The organism is Azoarcus sp. TTM-91, from assembly GCF_012911025.1.
GTDB lineage: Bacteria > Pseudomonadota > Gammaproteobacteria > Burkholderiales > Rhodocyclaceae > Azoarcus.
On sequence record NZ_WUEI01000126.1, the window covers coordinates 1 to 12,292 of the forward strand.

13 protein-coding genes are annotated in these 12,292 nt (G+C 68.7%); 3 read left to right on the forward strand and 10 right to left on the reverse strand.

From position 1 onward, the window contains the following. Positions 1-110: 110 nt before the first annotated feature. The 4 genes from GRF61_RS20865 to GRF61_RS20880 form a co-directional block, all read right to left on the reverse strand. Entirely contained in the window at positions 111-704 is a 594-nt protein-coding gene (locus GRF61_RS20865) for a TIGR00730 family Rossman fold protein (protein ID WP_169152547.1), read from the reverse strand. 13 nt (positions 705-717) lie between these two features. After that, positions 718-1,308 (reverse strand): 2-hydroxychromene-2-carboxylate isomerase, encoded by a 591-nt coding sequence (locus GRF61_RS20870; RefSeq protein ID WP_248281372.1) that lies wholly within the window; start codon positions 1,306-1,308, stop codon positions 718-720. Between the two features lie 139 nt (positions 1,309-1,447). Further along, complete coding sequence (locus GRF61_RS20875) at positions 1,448-2,656, reverse strand: acetyl-CoA C-acyltransferase (protein ID WP_169152549.1); 1,209 nt, start codon at positions 2,654-2,656, stop codon at positions 1,448-1,450. A 130-nt stretch (positions 2,657-2,786) separates the two neighbouring features. Continuing rightward, positions 2,787-3,230: a MerR family DNA-binding transcriptional regulator gene (locus GRF61_RS20880; RefSeq protein ID WP_169152550.1), complete on the reverse strand. Its 444-nt coding sequence runs from the start codon at positions 3,228-3,230 to the stop codon at positions 2,787-2,789. Positions 3,231-3,381: 151 nt separating this feature from the next. Here GRF61_RS20880 and GRF61_RS20885 point away from each other — a divergent pair, with 151 nt between their 5' ends. The 3 genes from GRF61_RS20885 (at position 3,382) to GRF61_RS20895 (ending at position 6,805) form a co-directional block, all read left to right on the forward strand. Continuing rightward, positions 3,382-4,410: an MBL fold metallo-hydrolase gene (locus tag GRF61_RS20885; RefSeq protein WP_169152551.1), complete on the forward strand. Its 1,029-nt coding sequence runs from the start codon at positions 3,382-3,384 to the stop codon at positions 4,408-4,410. Positions 4,411-4,450: 40 nt separating this feature from the next. Then, entirely contained in the window at positions 4,451-6,271 is a 1,821-nt protein-coding gene (gene phaC / locus GRF61_RS20890; RefSeq protein WP_169152552.1) for a class I poly(R)-hydroxyalkanoic acid synthase, read from the forward strand. 84 nt (positions 6,272-6,355) lie between these two features. Beyond that, on the forward strand, positions 6,356-6,805 hold the full coding sequence (locus tag GRF61_RS20895) for a putative toxin-antitoxin system toxin component, PIN family (protein ID WP_169152553.1): 450 nt from the start codon (positions 6,356-6,358) through the stop codon (positions 6,803-6,805). Here GRF61_RS20895 and GRF61_RS20900 read toward each other — a convergent pair. The 6 genes from GRF61_RS20900 to GRF61_RS20925 form a co-directional block, all read right to left on the reverse strand. Then, complete coding sequence (locus GRF61_RS20900; RefSeq protein WP_169152554.1) at positions 6,790-7,614, reverse strand: helical backbone metal receptor; 825 nt, start codon at positions 7,612-7,614, stop codon at positions 6,790-6,792. The two genes, GRF61_RS20895 and GRF61_RS20900, sit on opposite strands and share 16 nt — an antisense overlap. A 101-nt stretch (positions 7,615-7,715) precedes the next feature. Continuing rightward, on the reverse strand, positions 7,716-9,458 hold the full coding sequence (ggt, locus tag GRF61_RS20905) for a gamma-glutamyltransferase (protein ID WP_348982452.1): 1,743 nt from the start codon (positions 9,456-9,458) through the stop codon (positions 7,716-7,718). 199 nt (positions 9,459-9,657) lie between these two features. After that, positions 9,658-10,074, reverse strand: coding sequence for a PilZ domain-containing protein (locus GRF61_RS20910; RefSeq protein WP_169152556.1), 417 nt, complete (start codon positions 10,072-10,074; stop codon positions 9,658-9,660). 83 nt (positions 10,075-10,157) lie between these two features. After that, complete coding sequence (locus GRF61_RS20915) at positions 10,158-10,955, reverse strand: SDR family oxidoreductase (RefSeq protein ID WP_169152557.1); 798 nt, start codon at positions 10,953-10,955, stop codon at positions 10,158-10,160. A 16-nt stretch (positions 10,956-10,971) separates the two neighbouring features. Next, the gene (locus GRF61_RS20920) at positions 10,972-11,607 is read right to left on the reverse strand and encodes a thiol:disulfide interchange protein DsbA/DsbL (RefSeq protein ID WP_169152558.1); all 636 of its coding nucleotides are present in this window, start codon (positions 11,605-11,607) and stop codon (positions 10,972-10,974) included. 94 nt (positions 11,608-11,701) lie between these two features. Beyond that, positions 11,702-12,271 carry an SPOR domain-containing protein gene (locus GRF61_RS20925; protein ID WP_169152559.1) on the reverse strand — a complete coding sequence of 190 codons (570 nt, stop codon included), beginning with the start codon at positions 12,269-12,271 and terminating at the stop codon, positions 11,702-11,704. Positions 12,272-12,292 lie beyond the last annotated feature (21 nt).

Here is a 12,292-nt window from a genome sequence, read left to right on the forward strand (position 1 = left end):
GGGTCGGGCTGCGTCCGCGTCGCCGGCAACGGCAGGAGCCGCTGCGCCGTGGCGACCGGATCGGCCCGGCCTCTGCTGCTTGGTGTGTCTGGCGGCCTGCTTCGTTCCGCCTACAGCTGGCGCTCGTCACGAATGCGCTGGGCAACCGCCGGCGGATGATACTGCCCCATCGCGCGCAGCAAGGTGCAGGGATTGTCCTCGGTGAGCAGCAAGCCACGGTTTTCCGGCTTCATGAAGCCCTCCTCCACGCCATGCTCCAGCATCTGCACCAGCGGCGCGTAGTAGCCGGTGGCATCCAGCAGGCCGACCGGCTTGGCATGGAAGCCGAGCTGCGCCCAGGTGAGGATCTCGAACAACTCCTCGAAGGTGCCCAGGCCGCCGGGCAGGGCAATGAAACCATCCGCCAGTTCGGCCATGCGCGCCTTGCGCACATGCATGGACTCGACGATCTCCAGCCGCGTCAGGCCTTCGTGGCCGACCTCCCAGTCCAGCATCACCCGCGGGATCACGCCCACCGCGGTGCCGCCGGCAGCCAGTACCGCATCGGCGACCACACCCATCAGGCCCACCCGGCCGCCGCCATAAACCAGCTCGATCCCCCGCTCGGCCAGCAAACCGCCCAGCTGTTCCGCCAGCGCGCGGTACTCCGGCCGGTTACCCAGGCGGGAGCCGCAAAACACGCATATCCGTTGCAAACCGCTCATCCAGCACTCCAGATCAAAATCCGCCGCTCTCCAGCCAGCGCGCGATCTGCGGCAGGCGGTCCGCCCCCCAGAAGGGCTCGCCGTCGATGATGACATAAGGCGAACCGAACACGCCGGCCTGCAGCGCGGCCTCGCAGGCTTCGCGCAGCAGGCTGCGCGGCAGGTCGCCCGCCAAGGCCGCGCGCAGCACGTCGGCATCGGCGCCGGCTTCGGCAGCGATCGCGCACACCGTTGTCTCCTCCGCGATGTTGCGCCCTTCGAGGAAATAGCCGCGGAACACGCCATGCGCATAGCGCCGCGCCAGCGCCTCGTCCTTCGCCTCCAGCAGGTAGTAGGCGCGCGCGGCCTGCTGGGTGGCGACCGGAAAGGGCTGGGGAGGCCGGAAGGGCAAGCCGAGGAAGCGGGCGCTGCGGGCAACGTCGTGATGAAAGTACTCGCCTTTCAGCGGCAATTCGGTGACCGGCCGGGACTGCAGCTGGCGATAGACCACGCCGAGCAGGTACGGCCGCCAGCGCACCACCCGGCCATGCGCGGCGGCGAGCGCATCCAGCTGCTCACTGGCGAGATAGGCGTAGGGCGAGGAGAAATCGAACCAAAAGTCCATGCCAGTACTCATGCGGGCTCCGCGAAAAACGGCCCTGCGCGGGCGGCGCGGAGGAGACGGTCTCCGCCGCCCGCGCAGGAAGCCCCGAAAGCTTGCCGCCATCCCGAGCGGCTGGGCAAGCCGCCGCAGGCAGAGCCGCTCAGGCCGCGTCGGCCTCATCCATCAGCGCGATCGCCATCGCGGTAGCTTCGCCTCCGCCTATGCACAGGCTGGCGACGCCGCGGCGCATGCGGTGGCGGCGCAGCGCGCCTATCAGGCTGACCAGGATGCGCGCCCCCGAAGCGCCTATCGGATGCCCCAGCGCGCAGGCGCCGCCGTGCACATTCACCCGCTCGTGCGGCAGCGCCAATTCCTTCATCGCCGCCATGGCGACCACCGCGAAAGCCTCGTTGATCTCCCACAGGTCCACCTCGCCAGCCAGCCAGCCGGCTTTCTCCAGCACCTTCTCGATGGCCCCCACCGGCGCAGTGGTGAACCAGGCCGGGGCCTGGGCGTGGCTGGCGTGGGCCACTACCCGCGCCAGCGGCCTGCAGCCCAGGCCCCGAGCGGTGGATTCGCGCATCAGCACCAGAGCGGCGGCACCATCGGAAATGGAACTGGCGTTGGCGGCGGTCACCGTGCCGTCTTTGCGAAACGCGGGCTTCAGCAGCGGAATGCGATCCAGCCTGGCCTTGGGGGGCTGCTCGTCGGCGGCGATCTCGCGCTCGCCCACCGTCACCGGCGCGATCTCCCAGTCGAAGGCGCCATCCCGCATCGCCGCCTGGGCGCGGGTGGTGGAAGCGATGGCGTAGGCGTCCTGCGACTCGCGGTCGAAGGCGTAGTGGGCAGCACAGTCCTCGGCGAAGCTGCCCATCAGCCGGCCACGGCTCTCCGCCGAATAGGCATCCTCCAGGCCGTCGAGGAACATGTGATCCAGCACCTGACCATGCCCCAGCCGCAGCCCGCTGCGCGCCTTGGGCAGCAGGTAAGGCGCATTGCTCATGGACTCCATGCCGCCGGCCACCACCACCCCGGCGCTGCCGGCGACAAGCAGGTCGTGCGCGAGCATCGCCGCCTTCATGCCGGAACCGCAGACTTTGTTCACCGTGGTGCAGGCCGTGCCCTGCGGCAGCCCGGCACCCAAGGCGGCCTGCCGCGCCGGCGCCTGGCCAAGCCCCGCCGGCAGCACGCAGCCCATCACCACCTCCTCCATCTGCGGTGGCGCCAGCCCGGCTCGCGCCACCGCCGCCCGGATCGCGGTCGCCCCCAGCTCCGGCGCAGAAAGGCCCGACAGCGCTCCCTGGAATGCGCCCAGCGGCGTGCGGGCCGCGGCAACGATGACGATGGCGTCCCGGCCGGGGGTGCTCATGCGACGCTCTCCTTTTTCGGGAATGGAAACCGAAGCCTGTCCCGGCGCCCCCGGCCGGCCTTCGGCAGGCGGCCTCCATGGCTTGCAGGACTGTTACGTTTACGTCAACGTAATAAACCCGACGAAAAAATCAAGCCGTTCCGACGCCTTCGATCCGCTCCGCCAGCGCCGCACGAGCCGCCGCCGCGCCCTCGGCGTTGTCGCCGAGCAGCGCGCGGCATTGCTGTTCGATCATGCCGATCTCCAGCATCACCGCCTCGATGTCCCGCCGTTGCTGCTCCAGCGCGGCGCGGCGCTCGGCGAGAAAAGCCAGCAGGCGCTCGAGTTGGGGAGCCGAGTTCTTCACACCGTCATACATGCCGAGTAATTCCTTGATCTCGGCCAGCGACAGTCCCAGACGCTTGCCCCTCAAAGTAAGCATCAGGCGGGTGCGGTCGGCACGGTCATACACCCGGCTGCGGCCGGCGCGGGCGGGAGAGAGCAGCCCCTGATCCTCATAGAAGCGGATCGCCCGCGGAGTAATGTCGAACTCACGCGCCAGGTCGGTAATGGTGTAGGTTTGTCGGCTACGCATGGCATAAAGCCAGCCGGGCAAGCAATAACCCAACAAGCATTTGTTTTGATTGAAAAATTAACAATAACCTGGAAAAAGTTAAGCAGATTTCGCAGCTTTCGGCAATGTCCCCGCCATGCCGATGCGCTGCCCGCTACGGAGACACGCTCAAATGAACGCCCCCGCCCCCCTGCTCTATCCCTTCAACGACGCGCCCGCGCCCGGCCACACCACCGCCGTCGCCCCGGGCGTGGGCTGGCTGCGCATGCCGCTGCCCTTCGCCCTCAACCACATCAACCTGTGGCTGTTGGATGACGGCCCGGCGGTAGTAGCAGTGGACTCCGGCTTCGGGCTGGAGGACATCAAGCACTGTTGGGAGCAGGTGCTGGAGGCCGACGGCCGCCCGCTGCGCGACATCATCATCACCCATTGCCACCCGGACCACCTTGGTCTCGCCACCTGGCTGGCGGCGCGCAATGGCGCCACCCTGCACATGACGCTGGGCGAATACCTGGGCGGCCACGCCCTGTGGCACGGCCTGCCGGGCTACGCCGTCGACGAGACGGTGGCCTACTTCCGCCGCAACGGCCTGGACGAAGCCCGTCTGGACGCCCTCACCGCCCGCGGCAACGGCTACCGTGCCGGCATCCCGCAGATGCCCTCCTCCTTCCACCGCCTGTTCGATGGCGACCTGCTGACCATAGGCAAGAACGAGTGGCAGGTGCTGGCCGGCTACGGTCACTCCCCGGAGCACGCCAGCCTCTATTGCGAGGACCTGGGCATACTCATTTCGGGGGACATGCTGCTGCCGCGCATTTCAACCAACATCAGCGCTTACGCCGCCATGCCCTATGACGATCCGCTGGGCTGCTTCCTCGATTCGCTGCAAAGGCTGCGCAACCTGCCCGACGATACGCTCGTGCTACCATCCCACGGCATGCCTTTCAGGGGTATCCAGGCACGCGTGGCGCAACTCGTGGAGCATCATCGCGAGCGTTGTGCCGTGCTGGTCGACGCGTGCACCACACCGCGCACCGCAGGCGAGCTGCTCGGCACCCTGTTCCCCCGCGAACTGGATACCCACCAGACATTGTTTGCCATGGGAGAGGCGATTGCGCACCTCAACCACCTCGCGAAGCAGGGAGAGCTCCGCCGGGTGGAAGGGGAAGATGGGCTCAACCGCTATGTCAAAAACAGTTGAGCGGCCCGCCCGGGCCGCCGGAAACAGGAGTGGAACAACGATGGCCGCACCCACCGACACCGCGCCCGCCGAGCTGCCGGACCCCAAAGAAGTCGCGAAAACCTATGCGGAGGTCGCCCAGCGCGCCTCCCACCTGATCAGCGAACACGTTCAGCGCCAGTTGAAGAAGGGCGTCGCCGCGCCGGCCGACGAGCTCGGCATCGCCCAGGCCTTCATGGACATGATGGCCAAGCTGCTGGCCAATCCCTATCGCCTCGCCCAGACGCAGATGAACCTGGTGTGGGACTACTTCTCGCTGTGGCAGCACTCCATGCTGCGCTTCATGGGCATGCACGCCGCCCCGGTCGCCCAGCCGGAGAAGTCGGACAAGCGCTTCAAGGACGAGGAGTGGCAGGAGCATTTCCTGTTCGACTACATCAAGCAGTCCTACCTCATCGCCGCCCGCCACATCCACGACACCGTGTGCTGCGTTGACGGCCTGGACGAGCAGACGCAGAAGAAGGTCAACTTCTACACCCGCCAGTACATCGATGCCCTGTCGCCGTCCAATTTCGCCATCACCAACCCGGAAGTGTTTCGCGAGACGGTGCGCAGCAATGGCCAGAACCTGATCAAGGGCCTGAACAACCTGCTGCGCGACGTGGAAGACGGCGGCGGCCAGCTGCGGGTCAAGATGACCGACACCACCGCCTTCGAGCTGGGCCGCAACGTGGCCACCACCCCGGGCAAGGTCGTGTTCCAGACCGACATGATGCAGCTGATCCAGTACACGCCCAGCACCGACAAGGTGGCCAAGCGGCCGCTGCTGATCGTGCCGCCCTGGATCAACAAGTACTACATCCTCGACCTGCGCGAGAAGAACTCCTACATCAAGTGGTGCGTGGACCAGGGCCACACCGTGTTCGTGATCTCCTGGGTGAACCCGGACGAGCACCAGGCGGAGAAGACCTTCGAGTCCTACGTCAAGGAAGGCCTGCTGGCCGCGGTGGACGCCATCGAGAAGCAGACCGGCGAGAAGGAGATCAACGCCGTCGGCTACTGCCTGGGCGGCACCCTGCTCGCCACCACGCTGGCCTACCTCGCGGGCAAGAAGGAAAAGCGCATCGCCTCGGCCACCTTCTTCACCACCATGACCGACTTCACCGAGCCGGGCGAGCTGGGCGTATTCATCGACGAAGGCCAGGTTTCCAGCCTGGAGAAGAAGATGTTCGAGCGCGGCTACCTGGAAGGCTCGGAAATGGCCGGCACCTTCAACATGCTGCGCGCCAACGACCTCATCTGGTCCTTCGTGGTGAACAACTACCTGCTGGGCAAGGATCCCTTCCCCTTCGACCTGCTGTACTGGAACTCCGACTCCACCCGCATGCCGGCGAAGATGCACAGCTTCTACCTGCGCGCCATGTACATGGAGAACAAGCTGGTGCAGCCGGGCGGCATCGAGATCGACGGCGTGCCCATCGACCTCGGCAAGATCAAGGTGCCCTGCTACTTCATCTCCACCATCGAAGACCACATCGCACCGTGGAAGAGCACCTACGCCGGTGCGCGCAACTTCGGCGGCCCGGTGCGCTTCGTGCTCGGCGGCTCCGGCCACATCGCCGGCATCGTCAACCCGCCGGTGGCGAACAAGTACGGCTACTGGCTGAACCCGGCCGCCAAGCTGCCGGCCACCGCGGACCAATGGTTCGCCGGCGCCCAGCAGCAGGCCGGCTCCTGGTGGACCGACTGGCACGCCTGGACCACCGCCCAGGACGACGAGCAGGTCGCCCCGCGCGATCCGGCCAAGGGCAAGCTGAAGGTGCTGGAGGAGGCGCCCGGCAGCTTCGTCAAGATCCGCGCCGACGCCCGCCACGCCGCCTGATCCGGCTGCGGCGGCAACAAGGGGGAGGGGAGACCTTCCCCTTTTTCGTTTCAGGCCGCCGCATCCGGTGCATACCGACTTCGCATGCTCCACCGCCTCGTACTCGACACCAACACGGTGATGGCCCTGTGGCACTTCCGCGACCCCGGGCTCGCACCACTGGCCGACGCCATCGCCGCCGGCCGGGTGAGCCTGTGCTCCCGCGCGGATGCGCTGGAAGAACTACGGCGGGTGCTGGCCTATCGGCAGTTCGGAATCGCCGCCGAATGCCAGGCCGAGTTGCTAGACGCCTACCGCGCCCGCCTCGTCCAGGTCGACCTCGCGCCGGCCGCGCTCGAACTGCCCACCTGCCGCGACCGCGACGACCAGAAATTCCTCGAAATCGCTGCAGGCAGCGCCACCCACCTGCTCACCCGCGACAAGGTGCTGCTGAAGCTGGCGCGCCACCGCCTGCTGCGGGAACGCTTCCTCATCCTCACGCCGGAACGCTACTGCCTGCTGCTGGCGGAAACCGCCGTTCAGCCACCCGACTGAAGTCCCGGCCCCGCCAGCGCGCGCCGCAAACGCGCCAGATAGCGCAGCCCCGCTACCGCCCGGCTGCCGTACCAGGAGCAATGTTCGCCATCCACCGCCTGCACCGGCCGGCCGGACAAGGTAGCCACCTCGGCCAGATGCACCACGCCAAAGCGATAAGGCTCGGACGACAACAACACCCGCTGCACCTCGCCCAGCCAGGGCGCCCGCCAGTCGATCTCCGGATAGCGCGGCTCGACTGCCGCCGGCAGTGTCTGCCAGCCCACTGCCGCCAGCATGGCCGCGATGTAAGTCGTCGGCGATACCGCCATCCAGGGGTGACGCCAGATCAGGTAGAGCACCTGCTCCGGCGGCAGCGCGGCGGCGGTGGCGGCAGCTTCGGCCATGGCGGCCTCCAGCGCCTGCGTCAGCGCGGTGGCTTCCTGCATGCGGTCGAAGACGCCGCCGAACAAGCGATACAGGCCGAAGTTGTCCGCCGGCACGCAGGGGTGGGTAACGATCACCGTCGGCACGAAGGCAGCCAGCGCCTCCACCGTCTCGCGCCGGTTCTCGTCGATGTTCACCACCAGGTGGGTAGGCGCCAGCGCCCGTACCGCGTCCAGCTTCACATCCTTGGTGCCGCCGACCTTGGGAATGCGCCGCAGGGTGTCGCGCGGATGGATGCAGAAACCGGTGCGCCCCACCAGCCGGTCGGCCAGGCCAAGCTCGCACAGCAGTTCGGTCAGAGACGGCACCAGGGAGACGATGCGCGGCGCGCCGCTAGCCGGCGTATGCACCTGGCCCAGGGCGTCCAGCAGTGCTTCGCTCATGGCGTGGCCTCGCGGTTCGGGGAGGCATCATTCTGTCGGGCAGGACGCGTCTCGGCCACCGCCCGCTCGATCCAGCCGCCCGAGAACGAAGCGGGAAGGCCTCAATCGCCCAGCGCAACGCCTTCGCGCCGCGGGTCGGCGCCGCCGCTCAGGCCGCGCTCGTCGATCAGGATGCCGTGCAGGCCGCTGGGCTGGTCGCCCACGCTCACCGTGTGCCCCAGGGCGCGCAGCTCGTCCGCCAGCGACGCCCGCGCGGTGCCGCGCTCCAGCTCGGTCTGGCGGTTGCGGCTGCCCATGTTCGGCAGCGCGATGGCCTGCTGCACATCCAGCCCCCAGTCGAGCACCCCGACCAGCGTCTTGGCGACGTAGTTGATGATGGCCGATCCGCCGGGCGACCCGATCAGCAGATAGGGCTGCTCGCCGCGGAACACCATCATCGGAGCCATCGCGCTGCGCGGCCGCTTGCCGGGCTGCACCCGGTTGGCGATGGGGCGGCCTTCGGCATCCCGCGGCGGCAGCGAGAAATCGGTGAGCTGGTTGTTGAGCAGGAAACCACGCACGAAGATCTTGCTGCCGAAGGCGGCTTCTATGGTGGTCGTCATGCTCAGCGCGTTACCCTCGCCGTCCACCGCAACGAGATGGCTGGTGGAGGGCTGCTCGGCGGTGGCGTCCTCGCCCACCGCGAGCACCACGCCAGCCGGCCTGCCGGGCGCCGCGCGCCCCATGCTGCGGCGAGGAGAGATCAGCGCCGCGCGGGTGGCGAGATAGTCGGCGGCCAGCAGCCCGGCCACCGGCACCGCGACGAAGTCCGGATCGGCGACATAGCGCTCGCGGTCGGCATAGGCCAGGCGGCCGGCTTCGGCAAAGTAATGCACCGCTGGCGCCGAATCCGGCGCCAGCCGTGCCATCGGCTGCGGCTCCAGCATGCCCAGCATCTGCAGCACCGCCAGCGGCCCGGAACTGGGCGGCGGCGGGCCACACAGGCGGTAGCCGCGGTAATTGCCGCACAGGGGTTCTCGTTCCAGCGCGCGATAGGCGGCAAGATCGGCTGCGGCCAGATCGCCGGGGCGGGGGTGCGCCTGCACCGCGGCGACGATGTCATCGGCGATGGCGCCCCTGTAGAAGGCATCCGCGCCCTCTACCGCCACCCGGCGCAGCACCTCGGCAAGGGCCGGATTGCGCAGGCGATGCCCTATCGGCAAGGGCCGGCCGTCACCGTCCAGGAAATAGGCGGCGGCTGCCGGCTGCTCCGCCAGCTCCGGCGTGGCGGCGATCAAGGCATGCAGGCGCGGCGACACCGGAAAGCCCTCCTCGGCGAGCTTGATGGCAGGCGCGAGCAGCGCCGCCCACGGCAGGCGGCCGTGCTGGCGATGAGCCAGTTCCAGCGCCCGCAACAGCCCGGGCGTGCCGACCGACAGGCCGCTGTTCATCGCCGCACGGAAGGGCAAGGCGCGGCCCTCCGGCGCAAAGCGGTCCTCGCGCGCGGTAGCCGGTGCTGTCTCGCGGCCGTCGATCACGCTGAGGCGCTTGTCCGCCGCCCGCCAGTGCAGCAGGAATCCACCGCCCCCGATGCCGGAGGACTGCGGCTCCACCAGGTTCAGCACCAGCTGCATGGCGATGCCGGCATCCACCGCGCTACCCCCCTGCCTCAGCATCGCCAGCCCTGCCTGCGCCGCCAGCGGATGCGCAGCCACCACCATGTGGCGCTGGGCGCGCACCAACTCCTTGGCGACGGCGGCGGTGGCCGGCTCCGGATGGCGCGATGCGTCCGCAGCGGGGGCCGCCAGGGGCGACAGCGCCAGCGTCAGAAGCAGGCAGCGGATGGCGAGGGAGAGAGGCGTCACGGAGCGCATCTTCCGCGGCGGGGAACAGCGCGCATGATGGCGCGGAATTTTCTCCGCGGCCACGGAAAGAGGGGTGGATCGCGATTGCTGCGGGGCAGGCGCACCAGGCCTGGCCTGCTCTCAGGGACGCAGGCCATTCAAGCTCCGCCCCTCCAACGAGGAGAGAGAACAGATCTCCCCTCGCCGAAGCGCACTGTCCCTAGACCAGCGAGCGCCCCAGCACGATCTCCACCGCTTCCCGTTCGGTGATGCGCACGCTGGCGTTCACGATGACATGCGTCACCAGCCAGTCCTGCAGGCGGAACAGACCATCGTCCTTCATCTCGATGAACTGGCAGCCGGCCATTCCGCCCTCCGGCGAGGCGGAGTGGCTGACCACGGTGGCGATGCCGCGGATCTCGTCCGGCACGCCCTCGCGCACCAGCGTGAAGGGGAAAGGCTGGCCGGCCGGCGGCGGCGTGGTCGCCGGCATGGAGAAGCCTTCCAGGGAAAGATCGTTGAGCGCGATGCGTTCGCCGTCCAGCATCACCCAGAAGCAGGGCTCGCCCCGACGCAACGCCAGGAAACGCTGACGGCCCCGCCGTTCCTGTGCATCGTTGGTCATCGCAGTCGTCATGCTGGTCGATCTCCGTCGCTCGGAATGCTATGCATATTAGTCAATTGGTCATAACCGGCTGCGGGCATGGATCACGCCGGCGCTTACAGCGGCAGGCCCCGCGGCTTGCGGCCGGCGCGGGAGAAGGCAGCATCGAAGCAGGCGTTGGGCAGCAGGCGCAGCAGCTTGGCGACCACGCCCATCTGCCAGGGCACCACGCTGTAGCTGCGGCCAGCGGCGATCACCCTGGCGATGCGGCGCGCCGCCTCGTCGGCCGGCAGCAGGAAGGGCATGGGGTAGGAATTCACCGCCGTCATCGGCGTTTCGACATAGCCGGGCGCCACGGTACACACCCGCAGGCCGCTGCCATGCAACTCCACCCGCAGGCTTTCCAGATAGGCGATGGCCGCCGCCTTGGAGGCGCTGTAGGCGCCGGCGCCGGGCAGACCCCGGATGCCGGCGACCGAGGCGATGCCCACCAGCCGGCCCTTGCCGCGGCTACGCATGGCGGGCAGGAAGGGCTGGAAGGTGGCGACCATGCCGAGCACGTTGGTCCGCAGCACCTTGTCGAAGGCATCCAGGTCTTCGGCGTATTCGGTCAACGTGCCGACGGAGACGCCGGCGTTGGCGATGACGATGTCCGGCGTGCCGGCCTGGGCGGTGAAGGCGGCAGCCGCCGCGCGCATCGCCGCCGCATCGCCGACGTCGGCGACGTGCACGGTGTGGCTGATGCCGGGTGCCGCCGGCAGCGCGGCCCGCAGCGCTTCCAATCTGTCGGCCCGGCGGGCGACCAGGCCGACGGTGGCGCCGGCGGCGGCGTAGTGCTGCGCCAGCGCGGCGCCCAAGCCGCTAGAGGCGCCGGTGAGGAAGACGCGCGCCCCGGCCGGGGAAAGCGTGGACACGGGGCGCGAAGGGGGATCAGCCGCGGCTGCGGACGATGAGCTGATCCACCGTCTTCAGCAGGTTGTCGTAGCCGCCGGCGGTGCTGGCGGAGGCCAGGTAGCGGCCATTCACCGCCATCAGCGGCACACCGTTCACCCGGTAGCTGGTGGCGATCTGGGCAAGGCGGGACAGGCGCGACTGCACGCCGAAGGACTTCCAGGCTTCGTTGAACTTGGCCTTGTCGATGCCCCGCTTGGCCACCCACTCCAGCAGCACCGCTTCGTCGTGCAGCGGCACGCGGTCTTCATGCAGGGCGGCGAACACCGCGGCGTGCTGGCGGTTCACCTCGCCCAGCGCTTCCAGGGTGACGTAGAGCTTGGCGTAGGCGGTCCAGTCCGGGCGGTTGAAGGTGATGGGCACGCGGATGAAGTTCACATCCGCCGGCAGAGCCTTCACCCAGCGCTCCAGCAGCGGCTCGAAATCGTGGCAATGCGGGCAGCCGTAGGAGAAGAACTCGATGACTTCCACCTTGCCCTGGACTTCCGTCGGCACCGGCGTGGGCAGGGTGCGGAAGGAAGCGCCTCCGGTGCTGTCCGCCGCCAGAACGGTTGCGGCGGGGCTGGCGAGAACGGCGAGGGCGGCGAGCTGTTGCAGGGCGGTGCGGCGATTCATGGGGGACTCCCGGGTCAATGACGAGACTCAGACGTGGGATGGACGCCGGCGTTCCGTGGAACGCCGGCGATTTTCGGCCGGCTCCGGTTGGGGCTCAGGGGCCGGTACGGCTGACGGTGGCGTTGAAGCCGGCCTCGGCCAGGCGGGAACGCACCGGGTTCATCTCTTCCGGCTTGCTGAAGGGGCCGACGCGCACCCGGTGGATGGTGCGGCCATCCGGCAGCTGGCCGCGCTGGGCGCTGGCCTCGATGCCGGCCAGCGCCAGCCTGGCCTTGAGGTTATCCGCCTCGGACGGATTCTCGAAGGCGCCGATCTGCAGGTAGATGCGCTCCAGCGGCTTCTCCGGCGTGGGCGCGGCCACCGGCGGCACCTGCACCGCGGCCGGCTGCACCGGGGCCTGCTGGCTGGGCACGTTGTCGCCCTGCGGCAGGATCTTGTAGAACTCGAAGTCCTGCTTCACCACCGGCCGGTCGCCCGGCTTGCCCGGCAGTGCGGCCGGCGCCTGCTCACCGCCGGGCAGCCGCTGCGGCGAAGACGGCGGCACCGCCTGGAAGGGGTTCGCCCGGGTGAAGTACCAGGCCGCGCCGGCGGCGATCAGCGCGCCGATGACCAGGCCGATGAAGATGCCGATCAGGGTGCTGCCGCCGACTACGCGCCGCACCAGATCGCCTTCTACCTGAAGGAC